Source organism: Arthrobacter sp. Y3221160 (assembly GCF_059092585.1).
This window is the reverse complement of record NZ_JBNHHU010000001.1, coordinates 2,174,119-2,195,782: the sequence shown is the minus strand read 5'-3', so window position 1 is coordinate 2,195,782 and position 21,664 is coordinate 2,174,119. Positions and strand designations below refer to the sequence as shown.

At 62.9% G+C, this 21,664-nt stretch carries 18 protein-coding genes; 8 read left to right on the top strand and 10 right to left on the bottom strand.

The genetic code is table 11. From position 1 onward, the window contains the following. Nucleotides 1-74: 74 nt before the first annotated feature. From gyrB to dnaA, 6 genes are all read right to left on the bottom strand, one after another. Nucleotides 75-2,099, bottom strand: coding sequence for a DNA topoisomerase (ATP-hydrolyzing) subunit B (gene gyrB / locus AC5RWG_RS10245; protein WP_494013768.1), 2,025 nt, complete (start codon nucleotides 2,097-2,099; stop codon nucleotides 75-77). A 315-nt stretch (nucleotides 2,100-2,414) separates the two neighbouring features. After that, nucleotides 2,415-3,053: a DciA family protein gene (locus AC5RWG_RS10240; RefSeq protein WP_494166868.1), complete on the bottom strand. Its 639-nt coding sequence runs from the start codon at nucleotides 3,051-3,053 to the stop codon at nucleotides 2,415-2,417. Then, complete coding sequence (gene recF, locus AC5RWG_RS10235) at nucleotides 3,034-4,230, bottom strand: DNA replication/repair protein RecF (protein ID WP_494166867.1); 1,197 nt, start codon at nucleotides 4,228-4,230, stop codon at nucleotides 3,034-3,036. Before recF ends, AC5RWG_RS10240 begins: the two co-directional genes overlap by 20 nt. A gap of 10 nt (nucleotides 4,231-4,240) precedes the next feature. Then, entirely contained in the window at nucleotides 4,241-5,167 is a 927-nt protein-coding gene (gnd, locus tag AC5RWG_RS10230) for a phosphogluconate dehydrogenase (NAD(+)-dependent, decarboxylating) (RefSeq protein WP_494166866.1), read from the bottom strand. A 30-nt stretch (nucleotides 5,168-5,197) separates the two neighbouring features. After that, nucleotides 5,198-6,322: a DNA polymerase III subunit beta gene (gene dnaN / locus AC5RWG_RS10225; RefSeq protein WP_494167117.1), complete on the bottom strand. Its 1,125-nt coding sequence runs from the start codon at nucleotides 6,320-6,322 to the stop codon at nucleotides 5,198-5,200. A 528-nt stretch (nucleotides 6,323-6,850) separates the two neighbouring features. Next, nucleotides 6,851-8,293, bottom strand: coding sequence for a chromosomal replication initiator protein DnaA (gene dnaA, locus AC5RWG_RS10220; protein WP_494001200.1), 1,443 nt, complete (start codon nucleotides 8,291-8,293; stop codon nucleotides 6,851-6,853). Nucleotides 8,294-8,694: 401 nt separating this feature from the next. Between dnaA and rpmH the strand changes: the two genes are divergently transcribed. The 8 genes from rpmH to AC5RWG_RS10180 all read left to right on the top strand — a co-directional run bounded on the left by rpmH (nucleotide 8,695) and on the right by AC5RWG_RS10180 (nucleotide 14,455). Beyond that, nucleotides 8,695-8,832 carry a 50S ribosomal protein L34 gene (gene rpmH / locus AC5RWG_RS10215; RefSeq protein ID WP_127513203.1) on the top strand — a complete coding sequence of 46 codons (138 nt, stop codon included), beginning with the start codon at nucleotides 8,695-8,697 and terminating at the stop codon, nucleotides 8,830-8,832. 71 nt (nucleotides 8,833-8,903) lie between these two features. Continuing rightward, on the top strand, nucleotides 8,904-9,308 hold the full coding sequence (gene rnpA / locus AC5RWG_RS10210; protein ID WP_494023975.1) for a ribonuclease P protein component: 405 nt from the start codon (nucleotides 8,904-8,906) through the stop codon (nucleotides 9,306-9,308). Next, nucleotides 9,305-9,703 carry a membrane protein insertion efficiency factor YidD gene (yidD, locus tag AC5RWG_RS10205; protein WP_494166865.1) on the top strand — a complete coding sequence of 133 codons (399 nt, stop codon included), beginning with the start codon at nucleotides 9,305-9,307 and terminating at the stop codon, nucleotides 9,701-9,703. The genes rnpA and yidD overlap by 4 nt, the downstream gene beginning before the upstream one ends. Next, nucleotides 9,703-10,668, top strand: a complete 966-nt coding sequence (yidC, locus tag AC5RWG_RS10200) for a membrane protein insertase YidC (protein ID WP_494001197.1) — start codon at nucleotides 9,703-9,705, stop codon at nucleotides 10,666-10,668. Before yidD ends, yidC begins: the two co-directional genes overlap by 1 nt. Next, nucleotides 10,665-11,231: a Jag family protein gene (locus AC5RWG_RS10195; protein ID WP_494013441.1), complete on the top strand. Its 567-nt coding sequence runs from the start codon at nucleotides 10,665-10,667 to the stop codon at nucleotides 11,229-11,231. The genes yidC and AC5RWG_RS10195 overlap by 4 nt, the downstream gene beginning before the upstream one ends. Nucleotides 11,232-11,265: 34 nt before the next feature. After that, nucleotides 11,266-11,907 (top strand): 16S rRNA (guanine(527)-N(7))-methyltransferase RsmG, encoded by a 642-nt coding sequence (gene rsmG / locus AC5RWG_RS10190; protein WP_494166864.1) that lies wholly within the window; start codon nucleotides 11,266-11,268, stop codon nucleotides 11,905-11,907. 184 nt (nucleotides 11,908-12,091) lie between these two features. Beyond that, nucleotides 12,092-13,093 carry a ParA family protein gene (locus AC5RWG_RS10185; RefSeq protein ID WP_494013769.1) on the top strand — a complete coding sequence of 334 codons (1,002 nt, stop codon included), beginning with the start codon at nucleotides 12,092-12,094 and terminating at the stop codon, nucleotides 13,091-13,093. An 84-nt stretch (nucleotides 13,094-13,177) separates the two neighbouring features. After that, nucleotides 13,178-14,455, top strand: coding sequence for a ParB/RepB/Spo0J family partition protein (locus tag AC5RWG_RS10180; protein WP_494166863.1), 1,278 nt, complete (start codon nucleotides 13,178-13,180; stop codon nucleotides 14,453-14,455). A gap of 2,947 nt (nucleotides 14,456-17,402) precedes the next feature. On the opposite strand, the gene AC5RWG_RS10175 is transcribed toward AC5RWG_RS10180, so the two are convergent. The 4 genes from AC5RWG_RS10175 to AC5RWG_RS10160 all read right to left on the bottom strand — a co-directional run bounded on the left by AC5RWG_RS10175 (nucleotide 17,403) and on the right by AC5RWG_RS10160 (nucleotide 21,597). Then, on the bottom strand, nucleotides 17,403-18,590 hold the full coding sequence (locus AC5RWG_RS10175; RefSeq protein ID WP_494166862.1) for an N-acetylmuramoyl-L-alanine amidase: 1,188 nt from the start codon (nucleotides 18,588-18,590) through the stop codon (nucleotides 17,403-17,405). A gap of 4 nt (nucleotides 18,591-18,594) precedes the next feature. Then, nucleotides 18,595-18,921: a thioredoxin gene (gene trxA / locus AC5RWG_RS10170; protein ID WP_493978232.1), complete on the bottom strand. Its 327-nt coding sequence runs from the start codon at nucleotides 18,919-18,921 to the stop codon at nucleotides 18,595-18,597. A gap of 23 nt (nucleotides 18,922-18,944) precedes the next feature. Further along, nucleotides 18,945-19,928, bottom strand: coding sequence for a thioredoxin-disulfide reductase (trxB, locus tag AC5RWG_RS10165; RefSeq protein WP_494001192.1), 984 nt, complete (start codon nucleotides 19,926-19,928; stop codon nucleotides 18,945-18,947). A 142-nt stretch (nucleotides 19,929-20,070) separates the two neighbouring features. Next, nucleotides 20,071-21,597, bottom strand: coding sequence for an ABC transporter substrate-binding protein (locus tag AC5RWG_RS10160; RefSeq protein WP_494166861.1), 1,527 nt, complete (start codon nucleotides 21,595-21,597; stop codon nucleotides 20,071-20,073). Between the last annotated feature and the right edge of the window lie 67 nt (nucleotides 21,598-21,664).

Genomic DNA, 21,664 nt, shown 5'->3' with positions numbered 1-21,664 from the left:
CGTTTAAGTTTCCTTTGCGTCAAAACCTTGGTGCGGCCCGGTCAGCGGCCGGCGGCCGGCCGGCTGCGGCGGGGCTAAATGTCGAGGAAGCGGACATCCTTGGCGTTCTGCTGGATGAAGGTGCGCCGGGATTCGACGTCTTCGCCCATCAGGATCGAGAAGGTCTGGTCCGCGGCGGCGGCATCCTCCATCGTCACCTGCAGCAGTGTCCGGTGGTCGGGGTCCATGGTGGTGTCCCACAGCTCCGTGTAGTCCATTTCACCGAGGCCCTTGTACCGCTGGATGCCGTTTTCCTTGGGCAGCCGCTGGTTGTTCGCCAGGCCGCGGCGGACGGTCTCGTCCCGCTCACGGTCGCTGAAGACATAATCGTGGGGGTGGTTGGACCATTTGATCCGGTAGAGCGGCGGCTGCGCCAGGTAGACGTAACCGTTCTCGATCAGCGGGCGCATGTAGCGGAACAGCAGGGTCAGGAGCAGCGTGGTGATGTGCTGGCCGTCCACATCGGCGTCGGCCATCAGCACGATCTTGTGGTACCGGGCCTTCTCCACGTCGAAGTCCTCGCCGATGCCGGCGCCGAACGCGGTGATCATGGCCTGGACCTCGGCGTTACCCAGCGCGCGGTCCAGCCGGGCCCGCTCCACGTTCAGGATCTTGCCCCGCAGCGGCAGGATGGCCTGGGTCTCCGGGTTCCGGCCGCGGACGGCCGAACCGCCTGCGGAGTCGCCCTCCACGATGTAGATTTCCGACTTGGATGGATCGCGGGACGAGCAGTCCTTGAGCTTGCCCGGCATGCCGCCGGATTCGAGCAACCCCTTGCGCCGGGTGGATTCGCGCGCTTTCCGGGCGGCCAGCCGGGCCTGCGAGGCTTGGATCGACTTGCGGATCACGTCGCGGGCGGGTCCGGGATTGCGCTCCAGCCAGTCGCCGAGTTCGTCCGTGACCACACGCTGCACAAAGCCCTTGGCCTCGGAGTTGCCCAGCTTGGTCTTGGTCTGGCCCTCGAACTGGGGCTCGCCCAGCTTCATGGAGATGACGGCGGTGAGGCCCTCGCGGATGTCGTCGCCGGTGAGGTTTTCTTCCTTCTCCTTGATCAGGTTTTTCTCGCGCGCGTAGCGGTTGATCAACGAGGTCATCGCGGCGCGGAAGCCTTCTTCGTGCGTGCCGCCTTCGTGCGTGTTGATGGTGTTCGCGTAGGTGTGGACGCTCTCCGAGTAGGAGGTGGTCCACTGCATCGCGACTTCCACCGAGAGCTTGCGCTCCGTGTCCTCGGTCTCGAACGCGATGACCTCGGGGTGGATGACCTCCACCTTCTTGGAGGAGTTCAGGTGCGTGACGTAGTCCAGCAGGCCGTTGTCGTACTTGTAGACCACCTGGCGGTGTTCCGCGGTGGTCTCGACCTCGGTGCCGGGCGTCGTGTCCAGGTCCACGTCCTCGGCGTCCGGTGCGTGGACTTCCGGACGGCGCTCATCGGTCAGGACAATTTTGAGGCCCTTGTTCAAGAAGGCCATCTGCTGGAAGCGGGCGCGCAGCGTCTCGAAGTCGAATTCCGTGGATTCGAAAATCTCGGGGTCCGCCCAGAAGGTCTGCGAGGTCCCGGTCTCGGTGGTCTCCTCGCCGCGGCGCAGGTCGCCCACCGGGAGGCCACCGTTGGCGAAGGACTGGTGCCACACGTAGCCCTGCCGGCGGATCTCGGTCTCCACCCGCGCGGACAGCGCGTTGACCACCGAGATGCCTACGCCGTGCAGGCCGCCGGAGACCGCGTAACCACCGCCGCCGAACTTGCCGCCTGCGTGCAGGATGGTCATCACGACCTGTACGGTCGGTTTGCCCTCGGTTGGGTGCATGTCCACGGGAATGCCGCGGCCGTTGTCCACCACCCGGACGCCGCCGTCGGCCAGCAGCGTGACGTTGATGGTGTCGCAGTAGCCGGCCAGCGCTTCGTCGACGGAGTTGTCCACCACCTCGTACACGAGGTGGTGCAGCCCGCGCGGACCGGTGGAACCGATGTACATGCCCGGGCGCTTGCGGACGGCTTCCAGGCCTTCAAGGACGGTGATGTCGCTGGCGTCGTAGTGCTTGCCGTCGTTGCCCTCTGTCATTTGGGGTTCTGCGCCGGTGTTTTCCAGCTCATTGTCCTCTGCCACAGTTGCCGTTGACTCCTTGTGTTCCGTCCGGGGGACTCGTGTGTCGGCGCCCTTCCGGATAGAGGACGGGCGCCGCCTAGTCAATTCTACCGTGTCAGGGCGGTGAATCCTGCACGAACATGGCTCTATGCGGCACGGAAACCGGGTTTTGACGCCGCCGCCGGGTGCCCGATGGGACCGTGTATGTCCGCGGACGTCTCCAGCGTCCTACACGCCGTCTAAGCGAGCCGGTGCCGGCTGCTTCCGGCCGGCCTCCCGCGAGGGGCGAAATCAGCCGTAGGTGTCCCGCGGTCCGCGGCCGCTCACGGACCTCTTGCCCTTGCGCCAATTGGGCGCTGCCGGCGCCAGCACCTGGATTTTAGTCACGACGCCGGGGCCCAGCTTTTCGTCGAACCGCTTCAGCAGGGCGCTGCTGAGCAATCGCAGCTGCGTGGCCCAAGCCGTTGAGTCGCAGCGGACCTGCACCGTGGTTTCCTCGAAGCCCTCCGGACGGCAGTGGGCGGCGATGTCCGCGCCGACCAATTCATCCCACCGCGAAATGACCGAGCCGACGGCCACCGGGGAGTTCCAGCCGCGTTCCGCGACGAACCGGTCGAACACGCGCCCCAAGCCCTGGGGGTCGCGGCCGAAATCCTGCGGGCCGGCGGACGGCCGCGCCCCCCGGGATGCGCGGCGGCGGCTGTTGGCCCTCGTGCGTACGTCGCCGCGGGCCGCCGCTGCAAGGCGCACCCGGTTCAGGACGGCTTTCGCGGCGTCCAGATCTTCGACAGCTCCCTCGTCACGGGACGGCTCCGCTCCCGCCGGTCCCGCGGGCGGGGGAGGCACCGCCGGATCGGGCAGGCCCGGCCGCCGTGCCGCCGGCTTTGCCGGCTCCTGCGGCCGGTCCCGGTCAGGCGGTTTCCTGGCCATTGGCCACGCCTCCCGGCACTACCATGAACTGTTCCCCCGCCAACGCGTCGGGGATGTCTTCGGCCACCGCGGCTGTGACGATCACCTGCTCGGCGCCGGCCACGATGCCCGCGAGTTTTGACCGGCGCTGGATGTCCAGTTCGGCGAAGACATCGTCCAGGATCAGGACGGGAGTCGCGCCGGGCGCAGCGTCGTCGTCGCAGAAGACGTAGTACGAGGCCAGCCGGAGGGCCAACGCCAGAGACCAGGTTTCGCCGTGCGAGGCGTAGCCCTTGGCCGGTGCCTGTCCCAGCAGCAGCTCCAACTCATCGCGATGCGGCCCCACCAGCGAGATGCCCCGCTCCGTTTCCCGCTTGCGCTGCTGTTTGAAGGCGGCAAGGTAGAGTTCCGCCAGTTCGGCCGTTCCCAGGCTTGCCAGCGGGGGAAGGCCCGCCCCGCCGTCGTTCTCCACCTCGCCGTCATCCGACAGCTGGCTGTGGATGGTGGAGCGGTAGACGGCGGCCGCATGTTTGGAGCCATCGGTGAGGGCGGCGTACGCCGCGTCCAGGTGCGGCTGCAGCAGGTCCACCAGTTCCAGCCGGGCCTTCAGCAGGGCGGCCCCTGCCTGTGCCATGTGCTGGTCCCACACCTCCAAGGTAGCTTCATGGGCGGCGGTAAACCGTCCGCTGGCGCGCGCCGATTTGAGCAGGGCATTGCGCTGTTTGAGGACGCGTTCAAAATCGCTGCGGGTGGCCGCATGGTGCGGGACCAGGCTGGCCAGCAGCTCATCGAGGAAGCGGCGCCGGTTGGACGGGTCGCCTTTGACCAGCGCGAGGTCTTCGGGGGCGAAGAGCACCGTGCGCAGGTGCCCGAGGATTTCCCGCGCGCGCACGGGGTTGGCGCGGTTAATCCGGGCCCGGTTGGCCTTGCCCGGGGTGATTTCCAGTTCCAGCGAGGTGCTGCGCCCGCCCCGGTCCACCCGTGCCCGCACCAGCGAACGCGGTTGGTCGAACCGGATGAGGGGTGCGTCATTGCTGACCCGGTGCGACGAGAGCGACGCGAGGTAGCCGATGGCCTCGACAATGTTGGTCTTGCCGACCCCGTTGGCTCCGACAAACACCGTAATGCCGGGCTTCAGGGCGATGTCGAGCTGCGGGTAGGTGCGGAAATCGGTCAGGGACAGGTATTCAACAAACAATGCGTTACAGCTACTTCGACTCGTTGCGGCGGCCGGCCTGGTCTTGTGCAGGCTTTCTGACTGCGTGGCCGCCAAACTGGTTACGGAGGGCGGCCACCATCTTCATGGCGGGCGCGTCGTCTTGGCGCGACGCGAACCGTGCGAACAGCGCGGCGGTGATGGCCGGGGCCGGGACACCGTGTCCGATCGCCTCCTCGACAGTCCACCGGCCTTCACCGGAATCCTCGACGTAACCGCTGACCTGGCTCAATCCCGGGTCCTCGTCGAGGGCCTTCACCATCAGGTCCAGCAGCCAGGAGCGGACCACCGTCCCCTTTTGCCAGGCCCGGAAAGTCCCCGGAACATCCTTGATGATGTCCTTGGCTTCCAGCAGTTCGTACCCTTCGGCGTACGCCTGCATCAGCCCGTATTCGATCCCGTTGTGCACCATTTTGGCGTAGTGGCCGGCGCCGACGTCGCCCACGTGGGCGAAGCTTTCCTCCCGGGGGCCCTCCGGCCGCAACGCGTCGAAGACCGGCATCGCTGCCTGGATAAGGTCGGCGCTTCCGCCGGCCATCAGGCCATAACCGTTCGCCAGGCCCCAGACGCCGCCGGACACGCCGATATCAATGAAACCTTTCCCGCCTTCGGCCAGGAGGGCTTCGTGCTTTTGGTCTTCGGTGAACTTCGAGTTGCCGCCGTCGATCACCACGTCTCCGGCGGAGAGCTTGCCGACCAGCTCTGTGATGACCGTGTCGGTGACCTCGCCGGCGGGCACCATGACCCACACGGTGCGCGGAACCGGCAAGGCCCGGATCATTTCGTCAACGGTCCCGGTGTCACTGACCTCCGGGTTCCGGTCATAGCCGGTTACCTCGATGCCGCCGTCCCGAAGACGCTGCCGCATGTTGAAACCCATCCGGCCCAAGCCGATCAGTCCGATGTGCATCCGAGTCACTCTTTCCTCTCGTCCATGGGTCGGCGGGTATTACTGGTTGGGCAACCTCACCGGCATGAGCAGGTACCGGTAGTCTTCCTTGTCGTCGCCCTCAAGGTTGTCCTGGGCGGATATGACCGCAGGCTTCGGCGGCGTGGTAAAGGAAAACCGGACGTACTTGCTGTCAAAGGCGCTCAAGCCTTCGGACAGGTAGTGCGGGTTGAAGGCGACGGTGATTTCATCCCCGGAGAGCGACGCTTCGATCGCCTCCGACGCTTGGGCGTCTTCGCCGGTTCCCGCGTCCAAGGTCAGGAGGCCGTCGGTGAAGGCCAACCGGACCGGGGTGTTGCGCTCGGCCACGAGCGACACGCGGCGGACGGCTTCGATCAGTGTGGTCGTTTCGACTGTCGCATGGATCGGGGTGTTGTCCGGGAACAGTGAGCGGATCTTGGGATAGTCACCGTCCACCAGGAGCGACGTCGTGCGGCGTCCGCCGCTTTCGAAACCGATCAGTTCGCTATTGTCCGAAAGCGCGATGTTCAGGTCGCCGGAACCACCCAACGTCTTGGCTACTTCGCTCAAAGTCTTGGCTTTGACCAGCGCGCTCGTGGAAATGCCCGGTGTGGCCGGACGCCAGGACAGCTCCCGGAGGGCCAGGCGGTAGCGGTCGGTGGAGAGCAGAGTAATCAGGTCGTCTTCGATTTCCATCCGGACGCCGGTCAGGATGGGCAGGGTGTCATCGCGGCTGGCCGCAATGATGACCTGGCTGACAGCCTGGGCGAATGCTTCGCCGTCCACGACCCCGCTGACTTCCGGCAGCGCAGGGAGCTCCGGATAATCGCCCTCGGGCATGGTGGCGAGGTTGAACCGGCTGTTGCGGCATGTGAGGGCAACCTTCGAACCGTCGGTTTCGATGTCGACAGGCGCCGACGGCAAGCTTCGGCAGATGTCTGCCAAGAGGCGTCCGGAGACCAGGATGGTGCCTTCTTCAGTGACGTCCGCCGGGATCTGGAGACGGGCGGAAATCTCGTAGTCGAAGCTGGCAAGGCTCACCATGCCGCCTTCGGCCCGGATGAGCAGGCCCGACAGAACGGGGACAGGCGGGCGTGGTGACAGGGAACGGGCTGTCCATGTCACGGCTTCCGCCAGAACATCCCGATCAACTCTGAACTTCACTGAAGTAAGCCACCTTTCACAACGAACATGCCGGGGAAGACCGCCTGCGTCTGGCCGGGGTGCAGCGAATGGGACTGCGAACACCAGGTTGAAGCAGATGGCAACGATTCTCTGTGCAAGCTTAGCCGCAGCAACCGTCATTGCGCACCGAGAGTGCGCAGAGGTCCTGTTCGGCCGATTCGGCACGATGCGTGGGAACCGGAACAGGGTCAAATGTTATTTGGAAGAACATCAATAAATGGGATTCGTAGTGTTAATAACTGCTGTGGATACTGTGGAAAACCTCGGTACGGCCTGCGCCTGAGCCGAAGTTGGGTGTTCACAAGATGTGCAGGGCAGTCGTCGCAAGCACTGGGAGCCTGTGGATGCAGATCCTTGTAATTTCGGGCGTCCACAGGGGGCAGGGCACTTTTCCTCTTAAGGACTCCGGTTGTCCACTTAAGAATCCACAACCTTATCCACACCTGTTAATTTCACCGGTGTAGTTCCGGGCAGGGGCCGCCGCCGGCGCTGCAGCCGCCGGGGAAGCTAGCTTTCGCGCTGTTGCTGCTTAATGCGGTTGGTCAGTTCCGTGACCTGGTTGTAGATGGCTCGACGCTCGGCCATCAACTCACGGATCTTTCGGTCGGCGTGGATGACGGTCGTGTGGTCGCGGCCGCCGAGTTCCTGGCCGATCTTCGGCAGGGACATGTCGGTCAGTTCGCGGCACAAGTACATGGCAATCTGGCGCGCAGTTACCAGCGTCCTGGTCCGGGACTTGCTGGTCAGCTCCTCCATGCTGAGCTTGAAGTACGCGGCGGTCTGGCCAAGGATCGTGGCCGACGTGATCTCCTGTGCCCCTTCGTCGGTGATCAGGTCTTTCAGGACTATCTCGGCGAGACCCATGTCCACTGCCTGCTGGTTCAGGCTGGCGAACGCGGTGACGCGGATGAGCGCGCCCTCGAGCTCACGGATGTTGGTGGAGATCTTCGAGGCGATGTACTCGAGGACCTCGTCGGGGACGGACAGCCCCTCGCTGATGGCCTTCTTGCGCAGAATGGCAATACGGGTCTCCAGCTCCGGCGGCTGGATATCGGTCAGCAGTCCCCACTCGAACCGGGACCGCATGCGCTCCTCGAAGCCGGAGAGCTGTTTCGGCGGCAGGTCGGAAGTGATGACCACTTGCTTGCTGTGGTTGTGGAGGGCGTTGAAGGTATGGAAGAACTCCTCCTGCGTCGCGTCCTTGTTGGCCAGGAACTGGATGTCGTCGATCAGCAGGATGTCGACGTTGCGGTACAGCTGCTTGAAGCTGGCGCCCTCATCGTCGCGGATGGAGTTGATGAAGTCGTTCGTGAACTCTTCCGAATTCACGTACCGGACGCGGATGCTGTTGTAGAGATGGCGCGCATAGTGCCCGATGGCGTGTAGCAGGTGGGTTTTTCCCAGGCCCGAGTCGCCATAGATGAATAGTGGGTTGTACGCCTTGGCCGGCGCTTCGGCCACCGCGACGGCCGCCGCGTGGGCAAAGCGGTTGGATGAACCGATGACGAAGGTGTCAAAAATGTATTTCGGGTTGAGCCTGCCCAGTTCCGGGGAAGCGGCTTGCGCCGCCGGCTGGGGCAGTGACTCGCTGCGCACGACCGCCGGGGCCGGGCGGGGCTCCTGTTCAGGTTCCGGTTCCGCCTGCGGAGCCATATCTGTGTCGACGCTGAAAGCGCAGAGGATGTCGTCCTTGAAGACTTCGAACAGGGCGTCGTGCAGAGGGTCTTTGAGCTGTTGCGACTGGAAGACTTCGCGTGTCAGTTCGTTGGGCACGGCCACCAGCAGGGTTGTGCCGATCAGGCCCTTGGCCTGCGCCAACACGATGAAGCCGCGCTGCCGGGGGGAGACACGATCGTCCTGTTCCAGCGTCCGGACCACTTTGCGCCAGGAACTTCCGACGTCATTTATCTGGTCCGTGTCCACGTAGTACCCCTCAGAAATGCTCAGCATGCTTCGACATTTGCCGACAGCCCGCCCGAAATCCACAGACTTATTCACAGACGGTGGATAAGGGGCTCCTGCCAAGAGTAGAGCATGAATCTGCTGGGCGACAGTTGGGATGCAGGCCCCTGTGGACGTCGCTTTCGAGAGGCGCTCCGGTCGCTCAAAGCGGCTTTGGCGTGGAGTTGTCCACAGGGGTTATCCACGGAAACGCCCGGGTGCGGAGAGGGCCGGTTTGACGGTACTCGCCGCCATCGCCTAACGTTGACTAGTCCTTCATGTCTACTTTGTTGTCCTTGTGCGTCCAACGCCCTGGCAATGGAATAGACCCCATATAGAGCGCCGACCTGTTCTTCCCCCTTGTTGCAATGGGTCCAACCGCATCTGTCGATCGTCTTGGAGTAACCACCGTGAGCAAGCGGACTTTTCAGCCGAATAACCGCCGTCGTGCCAAGAAGCACGGCTTCCGCCTTCGCATGCGCACTCGCGCCGGCCGCGCCATTCTGGCCGCACGCCGCAGCAAGGGCCGCACCGAACTGTCGGCCTAAATAGCCAGTTTGTCGACCCGGCTGTGAGGTTCAGTTCCCGCAGCGGCGTGTTTCGGCGGGCTGGGTAGCACATGCTTCCCAGCCAGCACCGGATGCGCACATCGGCGGACTTCTCAACAACTGTACGTTCCGGCGCCCGCTCAGGGCGCCGGAACTTAGTGTTATATGCGGCGGCAGCAGACCCGGCCCGACCGGCATCTTTTGGCTTTATCGTCTCGAAGGCCGTGGGGAACGCCGTCATGCGCAACCGCGTTAAAAGGAGACTGCGGGAACTGGCAGCAGCCGGCTTAAGGGAGAATGGATATTCCCGAGGGATCACCGTGGTTGTGCGGGCCCTTCCGGCAGCTGCCGACGCAGACTTCAACGCTTTGGAACTGGATTACCGGAAGGCTCTCAAGGCCGCCCTCGGCAAGTTGACCTTAACGCGCCCCGCAACGACGGAAGCTGCGCACGGAGAGAAGGGGAGAGCCGAATGAGTGCCCATGCCGTACCGGTTCCCGCCCATGCCGCCGTGCCCAGGAGGACCACGAGTCCCCTGCAGTTTGCGCTGATCGGCGTGCTGCGCGTGTACCGCAAACTCGTTTCGCCCCTGTACGGCCAGGTTTGCCGTTTCTTCCCGTCCTGTTCCGCGTACGCATTGGAAGCAGTGACGGTCCACGGCGCCGCCAAGGGCAGCTGGCTGGCCGCCCGCCGCCTGCTCCGATGCCACCCATGGAACCCCGGCGGCGTGGATCATGTTCCGGCGTCTGTATCCTTCAACCTGTGGCTGCAGGAGAACCCTTCCAGAATCCCCCGGATCGTGGAGCTTAACCACCCACTCATTCCGGCCGACGATGAAGGCCGCGGCGCGGCCCGAGGAGCAAATCAGTAATGGACTTCTTAAACACCATCCTGACCCCGTTCACGTGGGTCGTCTCCGGGATCCTGTGGGCCTTCCACGCCGGCTTCTCCTGGCTTGGGATGGACCCGGCCAACGGCTGGACGTGGACGTTCTCAATCATCGGGCTGGTGCTGGTGATCCGCGCGGCCCTCATTCCGGTCTTCGTCAAGCAGATCAAGGCCCAGCGGGGGATGCAGGCACTGCAGCCCGACCTCCGGAAGCTGCAGCAGAAGTACAAGGGAAAGACCGACCAGCTGTCGCGTCAGGCCATGACGCAGGAGCAGATGGCGCTGTACAAAAAGCACGGCACCAACCCGTTCTCGGCCTGCCTGCCGATGCTGGTGCAGATGCCGTTCTTCTTCGCGCTGTTCAGCGTGCTGAACAACGCTTCGCGCGCCAGTGAGAACGGCGAGGGGATTGGCGCTTTGTCGCCCGAACTCATCCGTCAGTTCGACGACTCGTCCATTTTCGGTGCGCCGCTTTCCGCATCCCTCCTGCACGGCGGCGGGGGCGAGCAGCAGGTCGCCGTGGTCATCCTGTCGATCATCATGATTTTGGCGATGACTGCCTCGCAGTTCATCACGCAGAAGCAGATCATGGCGAAGAACATGTCCGCCGAAGCAATGCAGTCACCGTTCATGAAGCAGCAGCAGATGATGCTCTACATCCTGCCTCTCGTGTTCGGCATCGGCGGCATCAACTTCCCCATCGGTGTGCTGATTTACTGGACAACTACCAACGTGTGGACCATGGCACAGCAGTTCTTCGTGATCCGGCGCATGCCCACTCCGGGTTCGCAGGCTGCCCGCGAACTGGCAGAACGCCGTGCAAAGAAGGGCCTGCCGATGGTACCGCTGCTGGGCGAGCGGAAGACCGAGGCGCCGGCGGCCGATTCCCCGGCAGAGGTGAAAGGCCAGCGCCAGCAGCCACAGCGGAAGAACAGGAAGAAAAAATGAGCAGCGAAAGCGTATCCGAAGTGACTGAAGAACTTCCCGACGAAGAGGCTGCAGCGGACGAACAGCAGGAGGAAGCTGTTTCGAATTCTGCCAAACGTCTGGAAGAAGAAGGAGATGTAGCTGCGGACTACCTGGAAGAGCTGCTCGACATCGCCGATATCGATGGGGACATCGACATCGAGGTCCGCAACGGCCGCACCTACATCTCGATCGTCTCCGAAGAGGAAGACAACGACGCGCTCAAGGCGCTCGTGGGACCGGATGGCGAAGTCCTCGAAGCCTTGCAGGAGCTGGCCCGGTTGTCGGTTCTCACGACGACCGGCAACCGTTCCCGCCTTGTTTTGGACATCACTGGCTACCGCGAAGGACGCAGCGAAGAACTACAGAAGATCGCTGAAGACGCCGTCGCCGAAGCCAAGGAGTCGGGCCGCGATGTAGCGCTCGAGCCGATGAGCGCGTACGAGCGCAAGATCGTCCATGACGCGGTTGCCGAGCTCGGCCTGATCAGCGAATCCGAGGGCGAAGGATCCAACCGCCACATCGTGGTGTCGGTGGAGTCCTGATCTTGTCCGGCGGAATGGTCTGATAGGCAGAGGTATGTCGGTAGTTGAAATGACTGTGGCAGAGTCCAGGGCTGCCCACACGGTTTTCGGTAAACGCCTGGGCCTGGCGGAGCGATACGTTGCGCATTTGGCCACCTCAGGCATCGAACGGGGTTTGCTGGGCCCCCGGGAAGTCCCGAGATTGTGGAACCGGCACGTCCTCAACTGCGCCGTCGTCGCACACCTGATAGGGCGCGACGCCGCGGTCGCGGATGTCGGAAGCGGGGCCGGCCTGCCAGGACTGACGTTCGCGTTGGCGCGACCGGACTTGCGTTTGACCCTGATCGAGCCGTTGGAACGAAGGGTTGCCTGGCTCAACGAAGTCATTGAGGATCTCGCGCTGGACAATGTCACGGTGCTGCGGACGCGGGCAGAGCTGGCGGGGGACGACGTCACAGCTGACGTCGTGACGTCTCGAGCGGTGTCGGCACTCGACAAGCTCGCCCGCCTCTCAATTCCACTGCTGCATGGCACGGGCGAAATGCTGGCAATCAAGGGCCGCAGCGCAGCTGACGAGGTTCAGAAGGCCGAAAAGGTCATCAGGAAGCTCGGTGGCCGAGAAACAGAGGTCTTGACCGTCGGGGACGATCTCTTGGAAGAGCCGACGACGGTAGTCCGCATCCGTGTTGATGCTTGACCTGTTCCCCCACACACCCATGCAGCGCCCCGTGAATCCGGCCGCGCAACGATAGGCTAGGAGAGGTCGGTGGCGGACAGTGAAAGCGGGCGGAATCCAAGTGGCGATCAACAACACGGTGTCTGGTTTCACCGGGACCAAAGCCGAAGAGTCGTCGCACCGCGGAGTGGCTGAACAACCGAACATGGTTGCGCTCGTCCCCCCTAGCGGTCCTGTTTCACGTGAAACTTCCCCTGGGAACGAGGCTGAGATAGCCAACTCCAACATGAAGATAGAGGCTACGGTTTCAAACGTTATGGATTCGATTGACGAAAGCACACCGCTCGCGCAGGAATTGGCGAGCGAAAACCGCCGGCGTGAGAGGCTGAAGGCCAAGGAGCTTCCCAGGCCCGCCCAGACCAGGGTGTTGACGGTCAGCAACCAAAAGGGTGGGGTCGGCAAGACCACGACAACGGTCAATATCGCTGCTGCCCTTGCTACGGCCGGCCTGAACGTCCTGGTCATCGATATCGACCCGCAGGGGAACGCGTCAACAGCGCTCGGGGTCGAGCACCACGCTGACGTCGACAGTATCTACGACGTGCTGATCAACGATATGCCGCTCGGGGACGTGATCGCACAATGCCCCGATATAGCCCACCTCGTCGTCGCACCCGCCACGATTCACTTGGCCGGGGCCGAGATCGAATTGGTCTCGTTGGTGGCCCGTGAACAGCGCCTGCGCCGCGCTATCGAGGTTTACGCGCAGGAACGTGAGACGGCAGGACTGCCCCGGCTGGATTACGTCTTTATCGACTGCCCGCCCAGCCTGGGCCTACTAACAGTTAACGCTTTCGTCGCCGCCCAAGAGGTACTGATTCCCATCCAGTGCGAGTACTACGCCTTGGAGGGGCTGAGCCAGCTCCTCAAGAACATCGAGATGATTCAGAAGCACCTCAACGCTGGATTGGTTGTTTCTACGATCCTGCTGACAATGTACGACGGACGAACAAACCTCGCAGCTCAGGTTGCAGCAGAAGTGCGGGAACATTTCCCGAACGAGGTTTTAAGTGCGGTCGTACCGCGCTCGGTTCGCATCTCGGAGGCTCCGAGTTACCAGCAGACAGTGATCACCTATGATCCGTCGTCCAGCGGGGCCCTTTCCTATCAGGAGGCCGCAGCCGAAATCGCCGAGCGCGGCAAGTAACTGTGAAGGCGTACTGCAACGGTAGAATTACGCCTTAAGCGAGCATGTGCATGCTAGCTCGGCGCATGACGGAAGAGGGTCCAGATGAGTGAAAAACGTCGCGGCTTGGGAAGAGGCCTGGGCGCATTGATACCCAGTGCTCCGGCCCCAGCGGAGACCGAGTCCACCGAGGGGCAGGAAGCCTCCGCCAAACGCCGGACTCAGCGACCCGTAGACGTTTTCTTTCCCGCTTCCAGTCGGAGGGAAGAAGGGGACGCCGCCGTCCTCACGACGACTGACTCCGAGACCGTAACCGGATCGAGCGCCGCGCAGGTAGCCGAAGTGTTGCGGGCCCCGCGAAAGCTTGCGACTACTGGCAGCAAGAAGCCGGCGGCAAAGAAGTCTGTGAAAGACGATTCTTCCCGAGCGAATGGCAATGGCGCAGCCGGCGAATCGCACGCTTCCGCCAAGGACACGGCCGAACCGGTTGGCAGGGACAGCGCCGCAGCTCCCTCGGCTCCTACCGAAGTTTCTGTTCCACGTGAAACGTCGGGCGCCGGCCTAGTCGAGGTTCCCGGTGCCACCTTTGCCGAAGTCCTCGTTACTGCGATCCAGCCAAACCGCAAACAGCCTCGCACCGTCTTCGATGAGGAAGACATGGCGGAGCTGGTGCATTCGATCCGTGAGATCGGCGTCCTCCAGCCGATCGTTGTGCGTCCTTCCGATGATGGCGGCGCACAGTACGAGTTGGTCATGGGCGAACGCCGCTGGCGGGCCACCAAGGCTGCCGGCCTGGAAACGATTCCGGCGATCATCAGGTCAACCTCCGACGATGACCTGTTACGGGACGCCCTGCTCGAGAACCTGCACCGCAGCCAGCTGAATCCGCTGGAAGAGGCTGCGGCCTATCAGCAGTTGCTTGATGATTTCGGTTGCACACATGATGAGCTTGCGGATCGGATCGGTCGGTCAAGGCCGCAGGTCTCCAACACTTTACGGTTGATGAAGCTCCCTCCGCTGGTTCAGCGGCGGGTCGCGGCCGGCGTGTTGAGCGCTGGCCATGCACGCGCCCTCCTGGGACTCACTGATCCTGGAGAAATGGAAAAGCTGGCGCAAAAGATTGTCGCCGAGGGCCTTTCCGTTCGGGCGACCGAGGAAATCGTTTCCCTGAGCGACGGCGTGCGCCGGCCGAAGCGCGAAAGCAAGCCCCGTGAGGGAGCTCGGCACGAACGGCTAGACTATCTGGCTAGTTCCCTGTCGGACCGCCTGGACACCAGCGTTAAGATCACCTTGGGTGCCAAGAAGGGCCGCGTAAGCATCGAGTTCGCCAGTGTCGATGACCTAAACCGCATCATGGACGTGCTGAACCCGGCGACGCCATAGCCTTCGTTCCACGTGAAACAATGGGCTCCGTTCCACAAGGACGGAGCCCATTGCTTTGCCCTGAGGTGCAACTCTGGGTTGGTTCGAGTCCGCTGACATGCTTGGTGCACATCGCTTTAGCAAGCCTATTGCCCTAGGTTGCAGAACCCACGGTCGAATTCCGCCTGGACTTTTGGCAGCTGCACCCAGTGCGGAGTGTGGGAAGGGGCAGAGGAGTGTCGATTCCCCTCTTCCCATTAGGGATTGGACCCCCGCTCTTGTGAGAACTCTGTTTCCGACTTCGATGTCTGTTTGGCGCGTTCTGCTAGCTCGTCGACGTGGCGCTAGCAAGCCGGGTCTGTTACTAGGTGTTTCACGTGAAACTCCGGCGCCCGGGAGCAACGACACGTGGCATTCTTGGCCTCCAAAACGGTGAAGGAAGGGCCGGGTGCGTAGTAGCAATTGCGCCCGCTCATATGCACCTGCCGCATAGGAGGTTTGGGCATGGCTGGAGGCGGCACATTTAAACGCCCGTAGCAGTAAGAGATATGCACATCATATCCTGGCCACTCGGGCCGACTAGGTGAGGTTGCAGAATCGGTAGGCCGCATGGGTTCGTCCTCGGAAAGCGTGTTCGGGACGAGCAGGTGTAGTCCTGGCTCGCACGTCAACGTCGCCATTCTTGGGGCTAAGCCTCACCGGCCAGGCTCTGTCTCTTCCCCCGGAGGGCGACACTGACATCCGACCGCTCCGAGCAACCAGAAGGTGAGCAGGCTCAGCCGAGCAGGGGAGAGGTTAGTTTCACGTGAAACTCCGGGTGCAGGCGCTGGATCATGTCTGAACCGCCTAGCCCCGCCCCTTCAGGCACCTGGCAATTGTGTCACCTGGACATCTAGCATCCGAGAATAGCGCGCAGCGCTTGAGGCTTAAGTGCTTGACATGAGCCTCACCCCCACTGAAACCCCATGTCGTACGTTGCCGGCGGTGAGCAGCGACCTTATGTGTTGAAGATGAAGCTTCAGCCTCCGCTTCGCAGGAGTGTTCAATGGTGGCATATGGGCAGAGGCTCTTCCCGAATGTGCTGATGGAAGTAGAGCTTCTGCAAGGGCGGTGAATGCTGGGTTAAACGCGCGAAGTGTTTCACGTGAAACCTGGGCAGTAGTTGGGATCTTATCTCGACGTACGACGTGGCGGGGGAAGTTGGATAGATCCCATACACGCCGGTTGTTCAACTGTTGCCCGGCCCGCAGCGCAGTCCCTTCGGGGGCATGCATACTTCGCGTAGTCCCGGGAGCTTAGGTCTAACTGTAGGGGAGGGCTGGCACCGCATAACACCACCCCGAGGAGAAAAAGCGTATTTCACGTGAAACCCGGGAGCGGCAGAGCAGAACCGGAAAGTGGACTAGCGAGGCGTCGGTGGTCGCCAGTTGCTCTCTGGGGCAACGCTTGGCCAGGAGCCCCTTCCGAGCACCGCATTTCACGTGCACGGCGACAGCAGCAGCCGCGCTAGCAGGATCTTGCCTTTGCCAGGCAGCCGTCGAACGGGAAGAAATTCTCGAGGGTAGCGGCTCTGGTCCGTGACCGTAGCTGCGGGCAACCAGGTGGGAGGGGCAGACATGGCTCTCCCACTGCTCTTACCGAGAGGGTCGGGAGGGATGACCCGTTCCGTTGCTTCCCTATCCCATATTTTGAGGCGTGCGCAGGGCGTCGGCCGGCGCAATAGCGCTGGTCGGACTGGCCAGCAGACAATCGATCCTTATGCCCAGCATCATTTGGCCCGCAGGGCGACCCCACATGTTTCACGTGGAACGAACCACGCTGGCTTCGGCCAAGAGGGAGGTCCTAAGGCATCAATGATCCAGGCCCGACGGCGGGGTGGATTTCCGCATGAAACCCAAGAACGCGGCCAAAAGACGGTCCGCGCACTCGAACCTCGCGCAGGGCTCGGTTGTCCCGAGCGCTAGAGCGTGGACGCTGGTCGTCTCAGCGACGGAATTACGGTCGCGTGGATGTGCTGCATAATTGGACGGACAGGAGATTGAGCGTGGCCACCGCACGCAGTGGATGAAGCGATCGCACTCCAGCTTGTCTTCCATGAGTGATGGGGCCTCATCCCCGGGGTGGCGGCACGAAGGGGCTAGCCCCGGGATCCTCCCAGTGGAACCGTACGGCCTCGACACTGCCTCACATGCAGGGCCGTCATCGCGCTAGTTCGGTTGATAATGCTTGCTCGAATCCTTTCACCACGGGCTAGGTCGAGCGTTCTCGCCCTCTATGCGAGAGGAGGAAGATGTGAGGAGGCACTGGAGAAGGCCTCGGACGCCAATCCCTGTCGCATGTCGAAGCACTTAAAAGCCCCAGCCTTGGAAAGGCGTGCAGTCGCGATCCCGGCTTCCGCTGAGGCACGACGGGGAGCGGCGTGTGTTGACAGGGTCGTCGCTGAACGCTTTAGACACCGAGTTGGCCCTTGCTGGAAGTTTCACGTGGAACGATGCACAATCCGGGTCCGCCCGGCGCAGCCGTTTCCAAATGCTTCGTCTGATGAAGGATAGGCGGGATCCGAGGAGGACAGTCCGAACCTGGGGGGAAAGGGCAACCGGTTCTCACAGTCGACAGGCCGATAGCGGGTGAGAGGCGAACTTCGGTCACAGGCTTCTCTTACCCGCGTATTCGCAGCCAGGCACCTACGGAGGAGCAAGGACGACAGCGACTCGCCCGCGGCGACTATCCACTTTTGAGTGCAGCAAGAACGATAGTGCCAGACGGATATCCAGTAGCTGTGGAAGTATCCACGTTGTCGTACTTCCCGGTCCGTTGGAGGCAATGGCCTCTGGATCATACCCCGGGTGCAGCGGGGAGCCGGGACGAGGAAACGGTTAGCGGTACGTTTCGTTTCACGTGAAACGGCCGACAATGAAAACCTGCCGCCGCTGTTCCACGTGAAACAAGAGACTGAGCCGCGCGGGAGTCAGGTACCTGGATTGAAGCGGAGAACGTCGTCGAGAGCCAAGGTGCCTGTCGGCTCGTCGTCCTCTTCCAGCAGATAAAGCCGCTGGATGGCGATGACAATGGAATCGGCCAAGACCTGCCGGTAAATAGGATCAGCGAGCCGGCGGGAGTCGAACGGGCTGCTCAAATAACCGAGATCCAGCTGCACCGAGGGGGTGCTGGGCAGGCGCAGGATATCCCAGCTGCGACCGTGGATACCTAGGTTGGTAGACCCTGTGCGGGCCACGATCTCCTTCAGGATAAGTTCGCTGGCGCGGTGCCCAATGGGAGAACGCACTTCACCCGATTCAGGACGGCCCCAAAAAAAGGCGCTGACGCCGTTGGCTGCCTCTTGCGGCAACCAGTCACAGTGGAGGGCAATGCTCAGGCTCGGAGAAGACCTTTTGATAAGCAAAGTCCGGCCTAAACCACCGCCGTCGGTTGGCTTGTCAACGATTTCCACGCTGGCACCGAGCTCGGTCAGGATCTTCTTTACGCGGCTGGCGACGTCGCCGGCGACGAGTTTCTCGGTCAGACGACTGCCGGAGGCAACGTCGGGGCTGTCTGCCCAGTGCGCTGCTCCGGCGCCGGGAGCGAGGGTGATAGTCCGGCCGCGCAGAGCCGCAGAGGCTTGGTTGAGCCGTTCGTAATCCCGGAGCGAGAACGCCTGGCTCGGACTGATCGTCCTATTAATGCGTTCCATCGAGGCAGTCAACTGTTGATCCGCGACGCCGGAAGGTTCGAGCCCCAGATTCAGCTGCAGCTCGCGGACCGCGTGGTAGGTCCGCTCCCCATACTCGCCATCAATGTGACCGTAGTAGAAGCCGAGGAACGACAATTGGCGCTGGAGCTCGGTGACGTCGTCGCCACGAAGAGGCGACGCGTCCAGCGTGAATATCAGCGGACGGTCCCCGAGCTTGAACTGTGCCTCCGCCAGGGCTCGTTCGGTCTCCTGACCGACCACGCCGTCAACCATCAACCCCCGGGCCTGCTGGAAGGTGCGCACGGCCGCATCTACATGGTCGTCAAAGACGGTGGGGTTGTTTACTTGATCCGGCGCTAAATAGGCCATGGAAATGCCAGCGCGTAGTAGCCCTTCACGAAGGGCTACTACGCGTCGACTATTGTCTGAACGGCGCAGGCTCTGGTCTGCAGCGTCGTTTTCCATCTGGCTAGTTAAGGAATTCTGCGAATTCCTGCTCAATGACCTGCTTCGGCTTGGCGCCGATGGATGTCGCGGCCACCGCGCCGTCCTTGAAGACATAGACGGCTGGGATGGAGGTGATACCGTACTGGGCTGCGGTGGCCGGGTTGTCGTCCACGTTGAGCTTGACGACCTCTACCTTGTCGGAATGCTCAGCAGCGATGTCATCGAGAATCGGCGACAGCATGCGGCAGGGACCGCACCACTCCGCCCAGAAATCGACGATCACGGGCTTGGCAGACTGCAGGACATCCGCGTCGAAAGTAGCGTCAGTGACATCTTTTGCGTTGCTCATGCTTTTCTCCTTTTACAACCGGTTCAGACTGTTGCGGGTTCGGCGACGTCGGCCAAGGTGTCTGCGCGCTCAGCGAGATAGTGTTCCACATCGATGGCAGCCGCACAGCCGCTGCCCGAGGCGGTGATGGCCTGGCGGTAGGTGGGGTCAATAACGTCGCCGGCAGCGAAGACGCCCGGCAGGGAGGTGCGGGACGACCGGCCCTCGACGGCGATCGTGCCCTCGGGTGTCAGTTCCAGCTGGTCCTTGACCAGGGAGACCCGGGGATCGTTGCCGATGGCGACAAACACGCCGGTTACCGGCAGCACCGACTCGGAACCGTCGACCGTGTTCTTGAGCTTCAGCGCGCTGACCTTGGTGTCGCCTTCAAGCCCGACGACTTCCGAGTTCCACACGAACTTGATCTTCTCGTGGGCCAGGGCACGGTCCTGCATGATCTTCGAGGCACGCAGGGTGTCCCGCCGGTGGACCACCGTGACAGACTCCGCGAACTTGGTCAGGAAGAGGGCCTCTTCCATCGCGGAGTCGCCGCCGCCGATGACGGCGATGTTCTGGCCCTTGAAGAAGAAACCGTCACAGGTTGCGCACCAGCTGACGCCGTGGCCGGCCAGGCGCTTTTCGTCGGGCAGCCCCAGTTCCCGGTAGGCGGAACCGGTGGAGATAATCACTGACCGGGCCAGGAAGGTTTCGCCGGAGCCGATGGTGACCTTCTTGACCGGACCTTCCAGTTCAAGGCTCGTGACGTCTTCAAACAGGATCTCGGTGCCGAAGCGCTCGGCCTGCTTCTGGAAGTTCTCCATCAGCTCGGGACCCAGGATGCCGTCAGGGAACCCGGGGTAGTTTTCCACGTCGGTGGTGTTCATCAGCTCGCCGCCTGCCTCTACGGAGCTGGCGATGAGCAGTGGCTTGAGATTGGCACGCGCGGTGTAAACAGCTGCCGTGTAGCCGGCCGGACCGGACCCGACGATGATGACGTCGCGGACGGACGGTGTGGTATCTGTGCTCACTGCCTGCGAACCTCTTCCTCTGATGTTGATGTAACCCTAAGGGCCGGCCACCCCAAAGGAGCGGTTAGCCCGGCACTTGTCTCAACGGCCGGTGCCCCCGGCTTATTCCGGGGAGGTTATTGAGCAGCCGCTCCTGGACGGGCTAGGAGACTTCGATCTCGGCCATGCGGATGCCGAAGGGCATGCCGCCCATGGGGTTGGACAGCCTCGGCAACTGCGTGAAGTTGATCAGGACGTACTGCGCTTTGGGCGCCGCGCCGTCCTGTTCAGGCACCGGAATAGTGGTCTTCTGTGCCGTGAAGCTTCCCTGCGCGACCTGGTCGGCGCCGTCCAGCGTCGGTTCATCGTTCAGGAGCACGGAAAAGTTCCCTCCGGTGCCGCTCAGTTGGGTCAACACTACCGAGCTGATGCTTGAGGACTCTTCCAGCTCGACAACCAGCGCCATGTTTCCGGCGTAGCCGCCGAACTGGTCCGACGCGTACTGGTAACTTGCCCAGTAAGTGGCGGGGTTGCCGTCGATGGCTTCGGGCAGTTTGCCGTCGTTCTCCACGTCGAGTTCCGGCAAGTCCGGAACCTGACGGGTGAGACCGGCGATGACCGGCTCGACGACTTCATCGGCCGGAGCCGACGTTTCTTCTGCCGCACCGGTCTCTGCGGGGCCGGACGCGGCCGCGGTTTCGTTTCCGCCCTGTGAGCCGCCGGCGACGGGGCCGCCGCGGAACAGATTCAGCTGGCCCACCGCCACCACGATCGCGATCACCAGCAAGACGGCGAGCAACCCGCCCACCAGCAACCTGGAAGACCTCGGGCTGTTGCGTTCCTCGTCGTCGTATTCGTCGTACTCGTAGTCATCGACCGCGGGTTCGCTGCTGCTGCGTGCGGCGGACGGGAACATGCCGGCCGACCGCTCACCGGTCGAGTCGTCGTCCCCGGGCCACAAGCTGACTTTGGGCTTGTCTGCCGGAGCCGGAGCCGCAGCCGGCCGGCCGGCCGCCGGAGCCTGCGACACCGGCGCCGTGGCGGGGCTCGCGGCCCGCGGAGCCGGGGGAGCGGAGGGCGGCGGCGGCACGTGCGCCCCGGCAGATGCTGCGGCGGCCGCAGCTCCCGCAGCGGGCCCGGCGCCGGAGGCCGGGGTTCCAGGACGGGCGCCGAACCGGGGCTTGGACGTCCCGTCAGTGCCGTTCCGGCCCAATTTGGGCAGGTCGAGCTTGTTCAGCCTCTCGCGCAGGCTCTGCCGAGGCTCTTCGTCGTAGTCCTCGTACTCGTATTCGTCCTCATACGGCTCCGGCTCCGTGGAACGGGCCTGGCCGAAGATTTCCGAACCGAGTGTGTCGGTGAAGAAGGGCTCTACATACGGCCCGTCCTGCTGAATGACCAGGTCCAGCAGGTCGGCCGCCTGGGCCCCGTTGGTCACCAGGTAGGTGAACCCGTCGGCATTGCCGAGGTCCAGCACCTGGACGTTGCCCGCCCGTTCGCCGGTGGCGATCTCGCGGGCGCTCATGGCGACCTGGCTGGCATTCTCCGGCGCTGCCACCAGGATGCTGACCGGCCGATTGAGCACCTGGTCAATGCCGTCCAGGACCAGATCGTTTTCGGCGGACGCAAGCACTTGGGCAGTGACCTTGTAACGGCCACCAAGCAGCATGCCCACATCAACTGGCTGCGGCACTAGTTCCTCCCGGCGAAATGTCCTGGGCGGGTGCCCGTGACTGGATAATTTGGTTTCCATGCTATCC